At 36.0% G+C, this 18,927-nt stretch carries 22 protein-coding genes; 19 read left to right on the top strand and 3 right to left on the bottom strand.

The features are described 5' to 3' along the window. Nucleotides 1–58: 58 nt before the first annotated feature. Both QNH20_RS14030 and QNH20_RS14025 read right to left on the bottom strand, forming a co-directional pair. A complete protein-coding gene (locus QNH20_RS14030; protein ID WP_283918625.1) occupies nucleotides 59–1,696 on the bottom strand; it encodes a Tn3 family transposase in 1,638 nt (545 codons plus the stop codon). 147 nt (nucleotides 1,697–1,843) lie between these two features. Continuing rightward, nucleotides 1,844–3,013 carry a DUF4158 domain-containing protein gene (locus QNH20_RS14025; protein ID WP_283918624.1) on the bottom strand — a complete coding sequence of 390 codons (1,170 nt, stop codon included), beginning with the start codon at nucleotides 3,011–3,013 and terminating at the stop codon, nucleotides 1,844–1,846. A gap of 259 nt (nucleotides 3,014–3,272) precedes the next feature. Between QNH20_RS14025 and QNH20_RS14020 the strand changes: the two genes are divergently transcribed. From QNH20_RS14020 to QNH20_RS13955, 14 genes are all read left to right on the top strand, one after another. After that, nucleotides 3,273–3,542: a hypothetical protein gene (locus QNH20_RS14020; RefSeq protein WP_283918623.1), complete on the top strand. Its 270-nt coding sequence runs from the start codon at nucleotides 3,273–3,275 to the stop codon at nucleotides 3,540–3,542. A 25-nt stretch (nucleotides 3,543–3,567) separates the two neighbouring features. Continuing rightward, nucleotides 3,568–3,894: a hypothetical protein gene (locus QNH20_RS14015; protein ID WP_283918622.1), complete on the top strand. Its 327-nt coding sequence runs from the start codon at nucleotides 3,568–3,570 to the stop codon at nucleotides 3,892–3,894. 291 nt (nucleotides 3,895–4,185) lie between these two features. After that, nucleotides 4,186–4,743, top strand: a complete 558-nt coding sequence (locus QNH20_RS14010; protein ID WP_283918621.1) for a cysteine hydrolase family protein — start codon at nucleotides 4,186–4,188, stop codon at nucleotides 4,741–4,743. Between the two features lie 383 nt (nucleotides 4,744–5,126). Then, the gene (locus QNH20_RS14005; RefSeq protein ID WP_283918620.1) at nucleotides 5,127–5,723 is read left to right on the top strand and encodes a hypothetical protein; all 597 of its coding nucleotides are present in this window, start codon (nucleotides 5,127–5,129) and stop codon (nucleotides 5,721–5,723) included. Nucleotides 5,724–6,112: 389 nt separating this feature from the next. Further along, complete coding sequence (locus QNH20_RS14000) at nucleotides 6,113–6,523, top strand: hypothetical protein (protein WP_283918619.1); 411 nt, start codon at nucleotides 6,113–6,115, stop codon at nucleotides 6,521–6,523. A 180-nt stretch (nucleotides 6,524–6,703) separates the two neighbouring features. Beyond that, nucleotides 6,704–6,904: a cold-shock protein gene (locus tag QNH20_RS13995; RefSeq protein ID WP_027322326.1), complete on the top strand. Its 201-nt coding sequence runs from the start codon at nucleotides 6,704–6,706 to the stop codon at nucleotides 6,902–6,904. Between the two features lie 444 nt (nucleotides 6,905–7,348). After that, nucleotides 7,349–7,510, top strand: a complete 162-nt coding sequence (locus tag QNH20_RS13990) for a DUF3934 domain-containing protein (protein WP_283918618.1) — start codon at nucleotides 7,349–7,351, stop codon at nucleotides 7,508–7,510. A gap of 202 nt (nucleotides 7,511–7,712) precedes the next feature. Beyond that, nucleotides 7,713–9,203, top strand: a complete 1,491-nt coding sequence (locus QNH20_RS13985; RefSeq protein ID WP_283918617.1) for an amidase family protein — start codon at nucleotides 7,713–7,715, stop codon at nucleotides 9,201–9,203. Nucleotides 9,204–10,279: 1,076 nt separating this feature from the next. Then, the gene (locus tag QNH20_RS13980) at nucleotides 10,280–10,714 is read left to right on the top strand and encodes a 2-phosphoglycerate kinase (protein ID WP_283918616.1); all 435 of its coding nucleotides are present in this window, start codon (nucleotides 10,280–10,282) and stop codon (nucleotides 10,712–10,714) included. Nucleotides 10,715–10,902: 188 nt separating this feature from the next. Next, a complete protein-coding gene (locus tag QNH20_RS13975; RefSeq protein ID WP_283918615.1) occupies nucleotides 10,903–11,415 on the top strand; it encodes a GNAT family N-acetyltransferase in 513 nt (170 codons plus the stop codon). 176 nt (nucleotides 11,416–11,591) lie between these two features. After that, complete coding sequence (locus QNH20_RS13970) at nucleotides 11,592–11,942, top strand: VOC family protein (protein ID WP_283918614.1); 351 nt, start codon at nucleotides 11,592–11,594, stop codon at nucleotides 11,940–11,942. A gap of 179 nt (nucleotides 11,943–12,121) precedes the next feature. Then, nucleotides 12,122–12,829 carry a hypothetical protein gene (locus QNH20_RS13965; protein ID WP_283918613.1) on the top strand — a complete coding sequence of 236 codons (708 nt, stop codon included), beginning with the start codon at nucleotides 12,122–12,124 and terminating at the stop codon, nucleotides 12,827–12,829. A gap of 468 nt (nucleotides 12,830–13,297) precedes the next feature. Then, on the top strand, nucleotides 13,298–13,768 hold the full coding sequence (gene yiaA, locus QNH20_RS13960) for an inner membrane protein YiaA (protein WP_283918612.1): 471 nt from the start codon (nucleotides 13,298–13,300) through the stop codon (nucleotides 13,766–13,768). A gap of 323 nt (nucleotides 13,769–14,091) precedes the next feature. Beyond that, nucleotides 14,092–14,340: a hypothetical protein gene (locus tag QNH20_RS13955; RefSeq protein WP_283918611.1), complete on the top strand. Its 249-nt coding sequence runs from the start codon at nucleotides 14,092–14,094 to the stop codon at nucleotides 14,338–14,340. 70 nt (nucleotides 14,341–14,410) lie between these two features. Here QNH20_RS13955 and nfsA read toward each other — a convergent pair whose 3' ends face one another. Continuing rightward, entirely contained in the window at nucleotides 14,411–15,160 is a 750-nt protein-coding gene (gene nfsA / locus QNH20_RS13950) for an oxygen-insensitive NADPH nitroreductase (RefSeq protein ID WP_283918610.1), read from the bottom strand. Nucleotides 15,161–15,468: 308 nt separating this feature from the next. Between nfsA and QNH20_RS13945 the strand changes: the two genes are divergently transcribed. The 5 genes from QNH20_RS13945 (at nucleotide 15,469) to QNH20_RS13925 (ending at nucleotide 18,595) form a co-directional block, all read left to right on the top strand. Next, nucleotides 15,469–16,203: a YwaF family protein gene (locus QNH20_RS13945; RefSeq protein ID WP_283918609.1), complete on the top strand. Its 735-nt coding sequence runs from the start codon at nucleotides 15,469–15,471 to the stop codon at nucleotides 16,201–16,203. 158 nt (nucleotides 16,204–16,361) lie between these two features. Then, nucleotides 16,362–17,363 carry a macro domain-containing protein gene (locus tag QNH20_RS13940; RefSeq protein ID WP_283918608.1) on the top strand — a complete coding sequence of 334 codons (1,002 nt, stop codon included), beginning with the start codon at nucleotides 16,362–16,364 and terminating at the stop codon, nucleotides 17,361–17,363. A gap of 78 nt (nucleotides 17,364–17,441) precedes the next feature. Further along, entirely contained in the window at nucleotides 17,442–18,104 is a 663-nt protein-coding gene (locus QNH20_RS13935; protein ID WP_283918607.1) for a vWA domain-containing protein, read from the top strand. 5 nt (nucleotides 18,105–18,109) lie between these two features. Continuing rightward, the gene (locus tag QNH20_RS13930) at nucleotides 18,110–18,301 is read left to right on the top strand and encodes a hypothetical protein (protein WP_283918606.1); all 192 of its coding nucleotides are present in this window, start codon (nucleotides 18,110–18,112) and stop codon (nucleotides 18,299–18,301) included. A gap of 15 nt (nucleotides 18,302–18,316) precedes the next feature. Next, nucleotides 18,317–18,595: a hypothetical protein gene (locus QNH20_RS13925; protein WP_283918605.1), complete on the top strand. Its 279-nt coding sequence runs from the start codon at nucleotides 18,317–18,319 to the stop codon at nucleotides 18,593–18,595. The last annotated feature ends 332 nt before the right edge of the window (nucleotides 18,596–18,927 follow it).

Raw genomic sequence — 18,927 nt, 5'->3', positions numbered from 1 at the left:
ATCGCTTCTGTTAATCATCTAGCGGATTTTATCAATATCTAACATTAGGTTCACTCCTTCACTTTGCTAAAAACATACTTTTTTCTCTTGCTACAGGCACCTCAAACGGAAGCTTAGGCGGTGTACGATTCAGATCAATAAGGTATTTACCAAACCGATTGATATGAGCTGTAACATAGGGGCTTAAATAGGAAATCAGCCCTTCATTATAATTGTTTCCGTCCTGCATGTAGCCTTGAAGAATACGAGATAAAGAGAACACATTGTAGAAGATAAGGCAATTGGCCACTAAGTGGTTGTATTTAATGATTTTACGCTGCTTTTCCCGATCATTTTCTGCGATAATTCCATCACCGCCAAAGAATAGCCACTTGGTAAACCCATTAAAGGCTTCACTTTTATTGGTCGCTGCTTGAATCGTTCCTCTAAGTTCCTCGTCAGCCATATATGTTAATAAAAACATTGTTCGTATCACTCTTCCAAGCTTACGAAACGCCTGATATAGCTTATTCTTTTTACTGTATGTCCCTAGTTTATTGAGAATAGTAGATGGAGTAATTTTACCTGACTGAATCGACATAGCTACTCTAATCATATCCGGATAATGGGTCTCAATGAGATCCCAATCGATTTCTCCTGAAAAAAGTTCATCTATATGCTCGTACACCTCTTCTTTACAAGGACGAAATAATTTTAAATCTTTCCAATTACGAATCCTGGGCATCAGCTGAATACCTAGCAAAGAAGAAAGCCCAAAGACTGTCGTACTCTGTCCTTGTGTATCCGAATGGAAAATTTCAGGTTGGATGTCGGCCTTATAGTTCATTAAAATGTCTAAAATATGAATCCCTTCCCATACCGCACAAGGAATAAAATTGCTGAACAAAGCTATATAGGTATCGGAAACATGATAATAGCCAATCCCACCATATCCTCCATAACGAATATGGTTTTCGGATAATAGATTTTGTTCATATAAGTCCCATTTGGTTCCGTCGGCTGAAGCTCTTTTTCCATCGCCCCAATATTTTGGAAGATCAAATTGATTATAGGCATTAAAGATATATTGTATCGCTTTATCTAAGTTTTCAACCGTAAAATGACGCTGATTAATCCATGCTATTTGTTTTCTGTCCAGGCTCCCTATTGATCGAGCCGTTTGTGTCGGTCCTAAATTACATCCATAGCAAAAGGCATTCGTAATGTACCGTTCAACGGCATTGTCTAATTTCGCTTCATGTCTCGAAATGGGGCCAAAAAAACGAGTCCAATTTAACCAGTATTCAGTATCAGCGAGCATATCCAGTACATTGATCGGTTCCAAGTTATCAGCTATATATCCTTCAAACTTCTTTAAATCAGGGGGGACCTTTTTCTTCTTTAACTTTCCAATCACCACTTCACCATTTTCTATCCGTACCTGTTCATTACGAGGAAAAGATTGATCCGTTTGACTTGTGACGTGTTTAAAATCTTGCTGTGTCTTTCTAACGAAATCGGTTCCGGAAACAGGTAAATTTACATGCTTGCAAAATTCAGCTAAATTCATCTCATAATCCTCCCATGTAATGAGCTGCTTTCTGTAATCTGCGTATTTTTCACTTCCTTCTATATATAAATCGCCTGCTTTAAGCTCTAACATAATCTGCGACAAGACACATACTTCAAAGTGACGGCGATTGATTTCATCGGGCATTATTTCCTTCTTCTTTTTAGGACTAAGCCATCGCTACCAGGAATCAGGAATCCAAGACAAGTCTAATAAAGGTGTTATATCCCAATCCTTTCGCAACTTTCCATTCTTTACGATATGAACAATTGGTATGTATTCCTTTTTCGTATATTAATGAGTGAGGAGAAAAGAAATCGCCTCTTCCAATGCTTTATCTTGTGTTGTTGAACGAAGTGGAATGGAATTAAGTATTTTAAACAATGTAGCACGGTGACTTTTATAGAATTGCCATAGGAATACATAGTAGTTGTCTCCACTAAAAGCTAAATGGTTTTCGCAATCTTGCAACACTTGCGCTTCCTGCTCTTGGAGTACCTTTTGCATCGCTTGAATTATTTCTTCAGAGTTGCCTTCTGTTTGATAAGCAAGCAGTAATTCATGGAGGGTTGATATGAACGAATCCGTACGTTTTTGTGTTTTTTTTTTATGATCTTTTAAACGTTGACGGCTTTTTTTATGGATACTCATCATTCTTTTAATTAGCATTTCTCCAATATCATCTAATATTTTTGACAATTGCATGGATACAAAGGAAAGCGCAAGCGCATATCTTTTTTTAGGCTCCATTTCCATCATACGAGAGGCACCCAGCGTTTTAGCTTCGGCTGCCATTTGCTTCACCTTGATGTAAGGAGCGTCTTGAAGCAAATCGATTGGTATGTGCTGGTTTACTAACCATTTCCTGCGTAATATTAGAGCATTGAGGTGTGATAAAGTGGCTCTTTTTGCGTCCTCTTTGAGTTCATTCCACGGTCTGTAGGTATCACCTTCAGGTATCTGAAAAAGTTGTTCAATGTTCTTTTTTTGTTCAACATTTAGTGCTTCGTCTATCTGATGATAGATGGCACGATAGGATTTATTTCGAACGTCATTTGCTGCATCCTTTAACGTATTAAATACAGGTAATTCGTATCGTTGACGGATTAACTCTTCAATCGCAGCATTGACTAATTCAGCCGGATCATCTTTGCTAAATGCTAGTTTACTCATTGTATCGGTTACAATTTGATGTGCCTCATATTCAAATGGCCGAAGCTGAAGATAATCCCTAACAAAACGGAAGTGGCGTTTGGCAGTTCTCTTTTCACTATACGTTTTCCAATCTTCTTTAGTAGGTAAAGGCAAGAGTGCCTTTTTCGCAATATGTATGACAATCACTTCTGGAACATGGACAATACGCATAAAAAACCCAATCTTCTGTACGGTTTTAGTTAAAACTAGTAATGCTAATTGCTGCAAGGTTCCTTTAGACTTAACCTCGGCCCATTCAATTTCACTCACTGTTGGGGTGTACACTTATTCCAAGTCTTTCTCCGTCAGATTACTCTTAAACCTGGGGTATATGTTATCCTGAATACTTGGCAATTTATATCCCTTCTCTTATTTTAATTTTTTGATAACTAATTTTATAATAAAAAAAAACCCATCATTTTGATAGGTTTGGTTATTAGTTACATTATTTTCCACATTGGCCCCTCAATCTGCGAATCGTTTCCGTACCCCTAATAGCGTCTTGCTAATTGTATATGAATCTCCTTTGATGATTGGAGGCAGCTCGATTGAAAGTGGAATGAAATATCCAAGTCTTAAAGATGGTTGGTCAAAATTTGATTCCAACGGAAATTTAATTTTAACTTCTAATAAAAAGTATGAACCAAGCACGATGATTTATATCCTTATTCAGCTAACAAGTGCAATAGTTGATGATCAGGGTCGTTGCGTCAGCCTTTTTCCTTGGTCCACTAACTGGCAGTTTAGTTCAATAAGAACAGGTTTACATCACCATATTAGGAGTTTAATGGTAGTATAAAAATAAAAATAAATGAGGTGAAAGAATGTACTGGGAGACACTTCCTAATTGGTTCTGGATTATTTATTACTTATTTTTATTTACAACTTTGGGAACTGCAATATTTAGTGTCACACAAAAGAAAATTAAAGGGTTATCCATTCTCACCATCGTTTTTACATTAACTATACCGATAGTTAGTTTGATAAACGGCATTGAAAGAATGAAGGGGTTAAATGAATTTGAGCATCTAGTTGGTCAATTACAACAAGGGGCATTCTGGTCTATTTTTATAATTATCGGTGTCTTATATATACTTTTTTGGTGGGTCATTTTTCTATTGAAGAATATGAATACTGAGACTTCTTATTAAACAGGGTGCTTTGCTTCAATAGGAGCAAGGCATTTTTCTTATTCAAGTAACTGGCAGGTTAGTAAAAAACTTAATGGATCAATCAACCTATCTTATAAAAGTGACATTTAAAAAGAAAATGTGTTAAGGTTAAATTGTCTAAAAATTGCAACACAATAATTTATAGGCAATATTTATTTAGGAGGTAGATATTATGATTAACAAACAATACAAAGATTTGAAAAATACAAAGGGGATACGTCTAAATAAATTAACTATATAGCGTTCCCCCCATTTGACAGGGGAAAAAATATGAATCAAACATTATTAATTATTGATGCCCAACAAGAATTAATTGATGGGAACCAAGAAGAAAGTGCCGTCTTTAATAAACAACAACTGATTAGGAATATCAATTTCGTAATTGAAAAAGCAAGAAAATCTAATGTTCCAATTGTCTTTGTTAGGGATTTGGATGTAGCTGAAGGTAAGGGAAAAGGCTTTGAAGTTCACGAAGAAATTAATGTACCAAAGGATTCTAAGATTTTCGATAAAACTGCAACTAATTCCTTTCATGGGACAGGACTTCTAAATCATTTAAGAACCCAAGGAATCGAGCATGTTGTTATTATGGGTTGTAAAACCCAGCACTGTATAGATAGTGCAGTCAGAACAGCCACTATAAGTGGTTTAGATGTCACATTAGTCGGTGATGGACATTCAACAACGAACAATGATATTTTAAATGCAGAACAGATAATAAAACATCATAATAAAACTCTTCATGGACATTACAATGTTGACCATTTTGCAATTGTCAGGAATGCAGAGGAAGACTTATTTCTTCCGACACACGATTCATATAAGTAATTTTTAATGCGGCACAGAATGTTATAACATGGACAATCTTATTAACAACAAAAATCCCATTTTTTTAGTTTCAACACTAAGAAATTGGGGTTTTTTGAAGTTGAATTATTGATATTTTTAAGTTTGTGAAAAAATGTACCTAAACTAAAGGGTGTAAGAGTTGAAGATCCAGCTGCCTTTTTTGGCGGCTTTTCTTATTGAAGTAACGGGAGTTTAATAAGGGGTGTGAGCTATGCTGAGGAGAATAACTGGAATATTGACGAAGAAATTTTTTTAAGACGTAGATATAAACAGGACTCCAGACGTAGTTATAAATAGAACTCCGGAACCGTTATTATAAAACACTTCTCATGTATCATCAAAGGTAAGATAATCAAAGGAGTGTGAATATTTATAATGAAAACGCATTTAATAACAAGTCAGGTGTCACGGACATGGGGCCAGGTGTTACTGTGATCGGGGTCCTGATGGCTCTGTGGTGCATTGCGTTTGCGGTGGTCAATATCGTCCTCGAGGTCACAGACTATTTCGCCGGGGGTCCATTTGCCGAGTACACGGCTGGCATCACTGTGATGAACTGGCTTGTCGTTGGCTTTAAGACATTGGGCGCAGCTGTGGCGTTGTTGCCGGTTGTAAACATCCCGAAACTTCACCTACCGGCCCTCATGACCATGTTGGTGTGGGGAGCTTTCGCCACGCTCGGCTTATATGCACTGGGCAGCGTGACACAGGCGCTGGGCATGTTCTCCGGGTTTGCGGGCACTGCCGACCAAATCAATCTGGCAGGCGTAGGCTACGTATTTATGTTCCTGTTGGCCGCGGCTGGCTATGGTTTCCTGGCCGTCTCCTACTCGCGGCGTTACGGCACACGAAGAATCTATGCCGTCCTCGGGGTGGTCGGCGCACCTGTGGTACTTGGTTTGATTCTGATAGCGGTCCCGATGCTACTGTTTACCCTCGGACTTATACCTGCATACTGATGCTCCTTCTTCTCCATGGTGATTTCTTTGACTCTATCAATAGAAGAAATCCCAGATATTCAACCGATTCTTGTCCGATCGAACCCTGAGACACAAATGATGAAATTATGAGTGTTAATGATTAAATGAATTGAATAGTTGGAACGCCGTATGCGGTGAAAGTCGCACGTACGGTGTGAACAGGGGGAAAAGCCAGAGATAACTTCAAAGGCTTACCTATCTGTATCAGGAAGGGATTAATGCCCTTTTTGTTGAACTTACTGAACTAAAGTGCAGGTTTGTTTAAGAAGGATTAATTTCCTACATTGTTGAATTTTTATACTAATGAACAATAGGGGGAAAAGAATATGATTGGAAAAGAATTATTTACATAAATAAAATTGATTGGTGTGGAATCTGGCATTATTGAAATTAATTATGGTCAATCAGATTTTATTCCAGTTATTGCTATTTGTTTTTATGATGAAGACACAGGTGTTGATTATATATTAGATACAATTATTCTAGGAGAGTTTAGTCCTACTAAAGAATCCTATGTGATAGGAGAATTTGATTTAAGCCGAATAAAAAATAATACAGAGGCAGATACAGTAATGAAACTACTTATTGAAAAGGCAAAGGAAATTGAAATACAGGTAGTAGCTAAAGCAAAAGAATTTGCACAGGAAATCAGTGAACGAGCAGGTATTCCTGTAGAGGTCATTCCAAGGCTACAAGGAAAGCCAGAAGTATATACAGAATTTGACCATAATATGTGGCAAGCAAGTCACATTTTAGAAGGTATTGATGAAGATTACTAACTACTCATTGGTTTTTTTAACAATGTAAAGAGTGAACATTGTTAGTGTTGATCAACTAAAGTTGAATTATTTTTGTTCGGTGAAAAGGATAGTATTAGTAAAAACTTTTCGTCTTGATGATCACTGAGGGCAAGGATAGCAATACATTGTGTGTGCTAAGCACACTAGGAGGCAACAAACATGGAAAAAGGTAAAGTAAAATGGTTTAATGGCGAAAAAGGCTTCGGATTCATCGAACGTGAAGGTGGAGAAGACGTATTCGTTCATTTCTCAGCTATCCAAGGCGAAGGGTACAAAACATTAGAAGAAGGTCAAGAAGTGACTTTTGATGTTGAGCAAGGTCAACGTGGAGCACAAGCAGCTAACGTTCGTAAGGCTTAATTATAATGCCAAACATGGACAGACTCTTTTTTAGAGTCTGTTTTTCATTTTTCTTAGAAAAACAAATAACCCCACTCAAAATGAGTAGGGTACTTGAAAACAGTAAATCAAATGGTAAACCAAGTGTAGCATATAAATTGTGGATTTCCTAATTTCTTTGTACCTTTTTTAAAGAGAAAAACTCTGTTGGCAACATATAAGCAAACTGAAACAAATTAGGTGCAATGCTTAAATAACGTAGAATCGCTTTTTCTTAATGTGCTAACTGGGAAGTTTGGTGAAAAAAGGAAATTCCATGAAGTCGATATGTTTATAGTTTCTACAAAATAGTATGGGTGACTAGAAGGATGTTATTTATCGCAATATGCTTGGTTAATAACTGAGTAAAATGACTAAAACTAACCAGATAGGTAACTCAACCTATAATAATAATGGGGTGATTTTATGAGTAAAGCTAAAGGAAAAGGTGGAACAGGGAGAGGAACAGACAAGAAGGGATGGAATCGTTGGCAAGCTAGTGCAAACAAAAAAAAGAGTGCAAAACCCTTTATAAGTAAAAGTACAAAAAAAACGGATGTTGAAAATGACCCCACGAGCAATATTTAAGTTACTTGTCCAAAATATAGCGAATTCTGAATAAATACAATTATTTATTGACCCAACGTGTGCGAGCTCCTTTTAAGGAGTTGGATTTTTTCTTTTTCAGCTAACTGGCAGGGAGTGGAAGAATGGTTAAAAGAAATAGCACCTAAACATTTATAAAAGTGTTAAAATAATGTAAATTCGCAATTTAATAAGGGGCATTATTATGACTATTAAATTTAATGAGTTTTATAAAGAAGAATTAACGATTAATGAGACTCAAAGTGCAATGGAAAATGGGTTAGTAACTTCAAAAGAATTAGTGATGTACTATTTATATCGAATAGCGAAATATGATCAGGACGGACCGAGAATAAATTCAGTTCTAGAAATAAATCCTGACGCTATCTTTATAGCCGAAGCCCTTGATAATGAAAGGAACACAAAGGGCGTTAGAGGCCCTTTGCACGGAATTCCTGTCCTTTTAAAAGATAATATTGAAACTTCGGATTCAATGCATACAAGTGCAGGTGCAATTGCATTGGAGCAATATATTGCGGAAAAAGATGCGTTTCTTGTTGAAAAGCTCCGTAAAGCAGGTGCGGTTATTTTAGGTAAGACGAATATGACTGAATTAGCTAATGCAATGTCTACGACAATGTGGGCCGGGTATAGCTCGAGAGGAGGGCAAGTATTAAACCCTTATGGAGACCCTGACCTTTATGTGGGCGGGTCTAGTTCTGGTTCTGCTGTGGCAGTTGCTGCTAATTTTACGGTTTTATCCGTAGGTACAGAAACAGATGCTTCAATTCTTAATCCTGCTATACAAAATTCAGTAGTAGGAATCAAACCAACTGTAGGTTTAATTAGCAGAAGTGGTATTATTCTTTTTACATATTCTCAAGATACTGCTGGGCCAATGGCAAGGAATGTTACGGATGCAGCCCTTTTGCTCGGGGTTCTGGCTGGTCTTGATAAGGAAGATGCTGCGACCTTTAAAAGTGAAGGAAGGATAGAGCATGACTATGCTATATTCCTTGATTCCGATGGCCTTAAAGGAGCTAGGGTCGGCATATTTAAAAATGCATCCAATGACTTTCTAAATTCGGATGAGTACGATGAGGCCTTGTTTCAAAATGCTGTACAAGTAATTAAAAATCAGGGAGCCATTATAGAAGAGATAGATATACCTTCCTTTCATAGAGAATGGAACTGGGGAGTAAATCTATACGAACTGAAACACAGTTTAGATAATTTTCTTTCACAACTCCCAACAAACTTACCTATTCATTCAATTAAAGATTTAATTCAATATAATCAAATCAACAAAGAAAAGGCATTAAAATATGGACAGGATAAATTGGAACAAAGAGACTTCTTTCCAAATACATTAAGGAATTCCGATTATTTACTAAACAAATTGGAAGACCTGTATTTTTCTCAGGATCAAGGTATCGACCTTGCTTTGGAAAAATACAATCTAGATTCAATTCTTTTTCCCTCTTATATAGGTTCAACAATTAGTGCTAAAGCAGGGTATCCATCCATTGCCATACCTGCTGGTTATAAGCAAAACGGCCGGCCTTTTGGAGTTACCTTTGCAGGAACAGCTTATAGTGAAGGTAAATTAATTAAATTAGCGTATGCATTTGAACAGGCCACTAACCGTCGAAAAAGTCCGAACATAGGGACTGAAATATTGAATACTACTAAATAGTATGATGCGTTTTTACTTCAAAGTTAAAGTGTGTTGATCCAAAAAGAATTAACGCATTTTTAGTTGAAGCCTTTGTATAAACAGGGCATATTTCTGTAATGAATAAAATGATAATTGCATCAAAAGCAAACATTGTGAAGAATTTTACTTTAACAAACGGGTGCGATGCTTCAAAAAGAAGGATCGTTTTTTTTATTCAAGTAACTGGCAGGTGTGCGGCCGAGCCTAGGTCGTATCATATAACGGGTGGGATTCCTGTCGAGTAAGAACTAGCCATTCGCTCGTAGCGAGTCTTGGAGGGCTAAAGGTAACTTTAGTCTTTAAGCGTAGACAGTTAGGTGGCGGGCCGAAAGCCAAATGGTTGAAGGGATTGAGCTCCATAATGTTAGTAAATCGAGAGGGCTGATGCTTTACCTGCAGCAGAAAGCCACATTTTATCCTTCGTTTAAGGCAAGATAGATAAAACCTCTCTGGAGTCAGAGACCTTGGCACGTTACACATTGATATGATACGGCAACTCTGGAGACCCTACCGGTCTTTTCTTGTTTGAAGAGTATGGTGTACAAGCGATAAAAAGTAAGGAAACCAAATGTCGGTGTAGGGAGTCGGATAGCAGCGTAGTACCAATGAAGTTGGGTAATGCCGATGGAGGAAAGGCTAGCTACCAGTTATCACCCTTGCTAGGGATACATTTACTACACACAGAGGTAGGAATAATAAATGGGGACAAAACTAGTAAGGATAGCAGAATTAGTAAAATCTGATCCTAAGAGATTACAAGGTTTTGTGAATGGTAACTAGGAGGAGCCGTGTGCGTTAATAGCGCAAGCACGGTTCTGGGAGGGGGAGGAACACAATCTACCGGAAGGTAGAGAGGTTCTTTTCTACTCGACTAGTTGTAATAATCAACGGTTAAATTGCAAATAAAACAGAACGGAGTAATATATGGTAATTTTAATAAGTGCTGTAAGTAGTACAGGTAAAACCTTGATGGCTCAAAAGTTACTAGAAAAATACCATATTTCTTATCTCTCTATAGACCATATAAAAATGGGCTTGTACAGAGGAGATAAGAATTGTGGATTCACACACTAGATAGTACCGAAGTCATTGGAGATAAACTCTGGCCAATATTAAAAGGGATTATTATGACAAATATCGAGAATGAACAACACATCATTATTGAAGGATGCTATATATTGCCTTACTATATGAAAGATTTTGGCATCAATTATTCAGAAAAAATTATTCCAGTATTCTTAGGTTTTTCGACGAATTATATTCAAGAAAACTTCGAAACAAGAATAGTGAAACATAGGAATGCTGTTGAACTCCGTAATTGGTCGGAAGAAAGAACGATAAAAGAACTAATCAAAGAACATAAAGAATTTAAAACACAATGTTTACAAGCAGGTGTTAGGTATTTTGAAATCGAAAACGACTATGACAAAGAAATATTGAATGTTTATGACTATATAGAGGCTGAAAAACGGAGAATTGATTCTATATAAATTGGGGATCTCAATTATAGTTATTGAAGTAACGGGTGCAAGAGTTGAAGATCAATGCTGTCATCCAGGCAGCATTTTCTTATTGCGCTAACGTGGCAGTTTAGTTAAACAACAATATCATTAAATAGAGGATTTTTAGCTTTCGTAAAGAAAGAGTAAATAATAAGTATTGAGGGGATGAAGAAAATTTGGAAGCAAGTAACCATATCGTTCAGATAAAGCCTTGGGAGGATAATGACCTTGATTTACTTTTTCGTATAAACGCTCCAGAAATGATGCAGCATCTTGGAGGTCCAGAGAGTAAAGAGCAGATTTTGAAACGACATAAACGGTATCTTGAGCTTGGTAATAGAGGACGTATGTTCAGCATTATATTGTTACCAGAATTAGAACCAGTAGGTTCTGTGGGTTATTGGCAAACTACTTGGAATAATGAAAGTGTATATGAAACTGGATGGAGCGTTATACCCTCTTATCAAGGGAAAGGAATAGCTACAAAAGCAGTAAAGTTAGCAATAGAAGAAGCATCTAGTGAGAACAAATGTAAATACATTCACGCATTCCCATCGATTGATAATCCTGCTTCTAATGCAATTTGTCGGAAGCTTGACTTTCAGTTTATCTCTGAATGCGAATTTGAATATCCTCCAGGAAGCTTTATGCGGTGCAATAATTGGCGTTATATCTTAATTAGACAATAGCTGATTTTTCAGTTCTTAATTTTTAAAAAAGTTTGTGAAGAAATGTACTTAGCTAACGGGTGCTTAAGTTTAGCAAAAAGTTATAGCGGCAGCTCTTTATCTTGTTACACTAAAGGACAGATCGTATAACAATAAAATCTTTTATATATATTTAATATTAATAGGAGGTCTAGATTATGAAAATTAAAGGTTTCGGTGGGGTTTTTTGGAGAACAAAAGATGTTGTCTTATTAAAAAATTGGTATAAAGAAACTCTAGGTATATCGATGGAAGAGTGGAATGGTACTGTCATCAAGCCAGATGCTGACAACGAAACAATCTTTTCTTTGTTTAAAGAAAGTAATGATTATTTTCCAGAAGAACAATCTGTGATGCTAAATTTTCAAGTGGAAAATATCGAAGCTTGGATGGAACATTTCAATAAAATTGGAATACCACTTTTAAAACAACCTGAAAAAAGCGAGTTTGGAACATTTATTTGGATTTCTGATCCAGAAGGAAGATGGATTGAAATATGGGAGAAATAATCTTGAATTTAAATCTTATTAAAGTAAAGGGGTGCTTGAGTTTAAGATCAAGCTGCCATTTTTGGCAGCTTTCTTCTTGTGCTAACTGGCTAGTTTAATAAAAACTGTAAAATAGAGGAAAAAATAGAAGGAAACAGAAATATATAGTTATTATGTAATTGGTTTTAAGGGGTGGGGTAATGAAATACATTTCTGGCGGATATTATATTGTTTCTCGTATAATGCGACCTGAATATATGGATAAGGATTTAATTCCAGAAAAAATATATTCAGCTAGTGAATGTCTTTGTAACATTCACCCTGATATAAATACTTTATGGGGAACTTCAAGAAGCAGAAAACAAGAATACGTCCAGTTATTGGACATCTCTGAAAGTACCTACAGTGAGATGGAAAAATGGGTAGAAGAAATGTTTGAGGCTAATAAGTTTTATTATCCTCAGGTATTTACAACTGTGGAACTAGCTAAAGGATTCTTCAGTAAGTTTCTTAACCATATAGCAGATGCGAAAATTATTGGAATTGGATTGCCTGAAAATTTTATCGAGGCCTTTTTACAATATGAAAAACCTCAGAATAAATTAATGGAAGAACAATATGGCATCGAAAAATTATTATTAAATCAAACCTTAGTTGATGAAAAAGATTTTAGGATGTTGGGGTACGAAGTCCTTGGGTATGAGTATGGAACCTTTCATTCCTACTTATGTAATGGCTTAGAAAAAGATTATGAAAAGCATTTTGGTTTCACTTTAAACGAAAATTGCTTCATATCCTCCTTAGACGAAGCCATTCGCTTTTGCGATTATAGTAACGATGAGGAATTAGGTACAGAACCTGTTTTATGGTTGCCATGGGGAATATTTGAATACAAAAATTTAAATTAGAATTTTTTCACAAAATACGAACGGGTGCAAGAGTTGAAGAACAGAGGTTGCTTCGGCGATCTATTTTTTATTGTGCTAACTGGGAATTTAGTACAATAATGAGTTATAGCTTTTCTTGTTGAAGTAAAGGAGTAGGAAAGGTTTAAAAAAATGAAGGCGGAAAAACAAAATTCATATTGATGCCCCCGGTAACAGCTCGCTATTTTTTCTCGAGAATGAAATCGTATCGTTTTTCGGCCCAAGGACGATACAGAACACATTCCTAAATGATGCAAAAACTGTTGGCAGCATTGCTGCGCTAAGGGAGATTAGTTAAGCAAGTCGTGAGTTCAGAAATCCTAAGTGGAAATTAAGATAAATTTATCTATTATTTGTAAGAAAATTCTATATAATAGATTTAGGTAGGAGCACTACAGTTTATCTGATGCTCCATTTTTATTAGATTAAAAGATGGAGGGGAAACATAGAATGTCCAATGATAATGAAGTTGTATTAGATAAAGGAAAACGAAATGATTTAAAAGTGAAAGAAGAAAGGAAAGAGGGAGAACCGACTCTAGCCTTCATAGGGGCTTCTTGGGCAGCGCTATTAGTAGGTGTTACGTCTTATCTTATAGGTTTGTTTAACGCAAATATGCAATTGAACGAAAAAGGATATTACTTTGCAGTTTTAGTATTCGGACTCTATTCGGCGATATCTTTACAAAAAGCAGTTAGAGATAAAGATGAGGGTATACCAGTTACTAATATTTATTATGGTATTAGTTGGTTCGCACTTATTGTATCTATTTCATTAATGGCCATCGGTTTATACAATGCAGGAAGTATTGTTTTAAGCGAAAAAGGATTTTATGGTATGGCATTTGTTCTTAGTTTATTTGCAGCTATAACAGTTCAAAAGAATATTAGAGATACACAGAGGGCAAGAGAAAAAGATTGAGTTAATGCGTTTTTATCGAAAACTGAAATTTAATAATTTCAAAAAATATTGAGGACACTTGGTATTTTGTAAACAAAAGACAGTAGATTTTATATCTTGTCTTATTCGACTATATTTTAAGATGCCAGAAATGGCGCTTTAAAGGAGCAATAAAAAAAGCCTAATTTCTCAATTTTAATGAGAAATTGGGCTATTTAATATTAGAATTTCCTTAACTTTGTAAATTCGCATTTTCCTGACGTTACCCCAATTAGTTTTTGTTCAAGAACAATGGACTAGGTCTTATTCATAAACTATTGTATTAATTATTGAGGGTGTTCAATATGAGAAACATAAGGGAAAATCAAACTCAACCAATAATCGGTCAAGCATGGACAGGAAAACATGTTGTCTTGCTTCACTGTACAAACAATAATGAGTTGATTCATCTTTATAAAAGTTTCCACGCACCGATTGAGCCGCCACGTCACAATTGTGCTGAAACTTTATCGCAATTACTAAGTATCGGTTATCATATACTCGCCATTACACCCATCTCTTCAAATCATATTCAATACTTGTTAGTACTTTGATTTTGTATACAGACGACAAACCCACAAGGTGCAATAGTACTTGTTTTACAACTAGATGACATTTTTCATTTTATCGTAAATCTAGTTTGTTTTTTTGAATAAAGTCCTTCATATACATGCGATTCTGCTTTTCAAGCATAGCAGCAATTTGTTCTGTCCACCGATCTTTTCGAACTTCATTAGTTCTTTGCTGATAATAGTTTGCGATTAGTTCATTATAATCATCAAGCTGTTGTAAATAAACTTCTTTGTTTTGTTCATATCCATCTTCGTGATAAACATGTTCAAAAGGCAGTCTTGGTTTTTGACCGGTTATTTTGGCTGGATATCCAATGGCCAGCCCAAACAATGGGATGACACGCACTGGAATATTTAAAACTTTTTTAACTTCTTCAAGGTTGTTGCGAATACCACCTATATAACAGATTCCCAAACCGAGTGATTCAGCTGCAATAGCAGCATTTTGGGCAGCAAGAGCGGTATCAATTACCGCTACCATAAATTTTTCGGTACTTTCAAGTGATGTTTCTATGTTTTTATCTTCCATATCTCCGATAATCGAATGACGATAAAGATCAGCACAGAATACAAAAAAGTGGCCGTTCTTTTCCACATACTCTTGATTTCCTGAAAGCTCGGCTAATTTCTTCTTTTTAACAGGATCCTTAACTCCAATAATGGAGTAAGCCTGAATAAAGCTTGATGTAGCAGCAGCTTGTGCACAGGAAACAATCGTCTTTATTTGCTCTTCTGTCAATGGCTTGTCCTCAAAATGGCGGATCGAACGGTGGTTAAGGATTGTTCCGATTACATCATTCATAAAGTTCTCCTCACTATTCATCATACTTTGTTGGTTTGAGCGATTATATCAATAAGAAGAGCCTTATTCAAGAAAAGTACAGAATGGCCACAACTTATAATATTAGAATGTTTATCGGGTTTACAATGATCATGGCACCCATAGTGCTAGCAACATGGCAGCGACAGTAATTCAAAGAGGTACTGTTGGTATTGGCTCGTTGCAAGCAAATCTCCACATCATCCTGACAAATCATGTCAATATTTTATGTTATTGAATATATTAAAAAAACAGCATTTCACTGTATCGTGAGAGGTGGTGATGACATCGTGTTTTCTGTTACAGGAATGCAGGGTTTTGAGTTGTTTTCTATGGCCCATATGGGTACGTTAGTTGTATTCTTTGCTGCATGTTGTATTTTAGTGTATTTCAGAAATAAACGTAAGATTTACCAGCAGATTATTAAATGGACATTGTTTATCCTTTTGCCTGCATGTGAAATTTCCTCGCATTTATGGTTAATCCTAACCAATCAATGGGAAGTGGGCGATCTTCCTTTACAACTCTGTTCACTTAGTACTTTTTTAGCTATGTATTTATTTTTGAAAAAGAATGAAAAGGTGTTTTATTTGTTCTATTTTATTGGAACTCTCCCTCCTTTTTTAGCGATGGTTACACCAGAAATGGTCTACACGTTTCCTCATTTTCGGTTTATCGAATATTTTCTTCACCATTCATTACTTCCGTTAGCAGTATTGTATTTTATCTTTTATGAAGGATACAGTATTCCCAGAAAAGCCATTTTATTTTGCTTTGTAACCGTTAATATTATAGCCGTACCTATTTATATTTTGAATCAGCTGATTGGCACGAACTTTTTCTATTTAGCGAGCCCAACTGAGGCCAAAACGATCCTAACATTTTTCGGAAGCGGGATCATGTATTATATAAATCTTGAGATTGCAGCATTGATTGTCTTTGGCATCACGTATATTCCAATTGGTGTTTTACAGAGGATAGAAAATAAAAAAGCAAGAGATACATTAGGAAAGGAGTTAAGTTGAGACAATAGTACAAAAAAAGGAGTGGTATCGCGAAACACCGGTGGTCAGGCACTTTTATTAAGGATTATTAGGGTTTTCATTTTCCCTCCCTCTTTTTAAAATTTCCTTAATTAGCTATATTGAAAGTATAGTAAAAATGTAGGGTAGGGGAAGATATAATGCCATTAGAAATTGTTCGCCATGATATTACAAAAATGAACGTAGACGCGATTGTGAATGCTGCGAATACTTCACTGAAAATGGGTGGAGGTGTTTGTGGTGCTATTTTTCAGGCGGCGGGTGCCCGTGAGCTGCAAGAAGCATGCGATCAAATCGGTGAGTGCAAGGTTGGAGAAGCGGTTATTACTGATGGGTTTAAGCTGGATGCAAAATTTATCATTCATACACCAGGACCTGTTTGGCAAGGTGGTTCAATTCAAGAAGCTGCTTTGTTAATGGCATCTTACAATAACTCTTTGAAACTAGCAAAAAATCATCAATGTGAATCCATTGCATTTCCGTTGATTTCGACTGGGATATATGGTTATCCAAAAGAGGAAGCATTACAAATTGCAATTTCCACCATCAGCACCTTTTTATTAAATCATGACATGCTCGTTTATCTAGTTGTTTTTGATAAAAAATCTTTCGGTTTAAGCAAGAAGTTATTTACATCCATTCATCAATATATTGATGAGCATTATGTTGAAGAAGTAGAAAGTACATTTATTCGCAATCAAGAAGAACGATATTTAATGGAACATTTGCGAGAAGCCGAAATTCTTAGGCAGGATGTTTATGAAGAAGCAAACGATTCTTTAGTAAACCTGTTGAACCAACTCGATGAATCTTTTTCCGAGCGGCTGCTTCGTTTAATTGATGAAAAAGGATTGACGGATGTTGAGACGTATAACAGGGCGAATATTGACCGTCGATTATTCTCCAAAATTCGTAATGGAGTTGATTATACCCCAAAGAAGAAAACCGCAATAGCCTTTGCTATCGCATTAAAATTAAATTTACCGGAAACGATAGAGCTGCTAACTACTGCCGGTTATACCTTGTCACGAAGCAGTAAATTTGATGTTATCATTGAGTTCTTTATTCAACAAGAGAATTACAATATTCATGAAATCAATGAAGCCTTATTTGCTTTTGACCAGACATTACTCGGTGCTTGAAATGTCGCTTTCAAAGCGACCATTTCAGATCGGATTATTGTTATCCTAAGTTTATCAAAATAACGGAGGATGACGATAATGAAAAAGAATTTAACAGAATTAGTGTTTATTTTAGATAAAAGTGGTTCGATGGCAGGGCTTGAAGCAGATACAATTGGCGGATATAATGCAATGCTTATGAAACAACAAAAAGCTGAAGGAGAAGCTTTTGTTACTACCGTATTATTTAATCACCATTACGAATTATTACACGACAGAATAAATGTGAAAGGCATTTCTCCCATTACTGAAGAAGATTATAAAGTAGGGGGCAGTACAGCGTTATTAGATGCCATCGGTTTTACCATGCAAAAAATAGTGAATGTACAAAGGAAAACAAGTGAGGATGAACGTGCTGATAAGGTACTATTCATCATTACCACTGATGGGATGGAAAATGCCAGCCGTGAATATACAATGGAAAAAATCAAAAAAATGGTTCAGCATCAAAAAGAAAAATATGGCTGGGAGTTCTTATTCCTTGGAGCCAATATCGATGCCATCTCAACTGCAGCACAATTTGGAATCGATGAGGATTTCGCAGTTGAATACCATGCCGATCATATAGGGACACAATTAAATTATGATGCTGTAAATGAAGCCGTGATTAACCTTCGAGGTGGTAAAAAGATTGATCGAAGCTGGAAAGAAGGAATTGAAAGGGATTATAATCGGCGGACGAGGAAGGAATCTACGAGATGAAATGATTGGATAAAGAAGTGATAGTAATTGAATGTCCAGGTTGTGGGCTGAAATTTAATCAACATTTTGAAAAGCACTCCAGATACAATGCGTCATCTGAGTGCTATCAAAAATATGCTGAATTAAGCAGTTATACAAATGGAAAACAAGGTATTCATTTTATCCATCAGCATGCAATTGATACTTCCTCCGCTTAACATACAGGCAATGAAATGAAAAAAATTACTATCTCATTTTCGTTAATTGGTTTGTATTATGCTATTGAGCATGGATTTAACGGAAGACAAGTACAGTGTGTGTATTCATTGCTTGGCAGTCAAAAATATGATTGGAATGCATTACAATTTCAGCCTCCAGAGAAATCCAGCTATTCCCTGACCGTTTTTGAAGTTTTGAAGGAACAACCTAGAGAAAGTCATGATGAAATGCTATATGGAGCCTCTTTGCATGTATGGAATACCCAAATCATGCAAAGGAGGCTTTTTTTTTAGCTGAACAAAGTAAAAGGAAAGGTAGGAAGTCCGTCACTGCAGAACTCGCTAAAAATACACATTCACGAATATTGCCTTTATCGAAAAAACAGCAAAAGCCAAGCATAGTATTTCATCGTAGATAATCTCTAACAGTTTCTCTGCAAATGTCATATTTATTAGCTAAATATTGATAGCTTTATACACGCCCCTTTTAAACCTAATTCATCAACTAATCGCTTATCCATTACCGCCTGGTTTCGGTACCTTCCAAATTTGTAACGTGGATGATTTTCGCGATAGTGTACAAAAAAATGGTTTATTTCTTTAAAAAGTGAATATAGATTTAAATA

Origin of the sequence: Neobacillus sp. WH10, assembly GCF_030123405.1 — a bacterium.
Lineage (GTDB): Bacteria > Bacillota > Bacilli > Bacillales > Cytobacillaceae > Neobacillus.
Note: the sequence above shows the minus strand (reverse complement) of the source record. Positions and strands in the feature narration are given on the sequence as shown.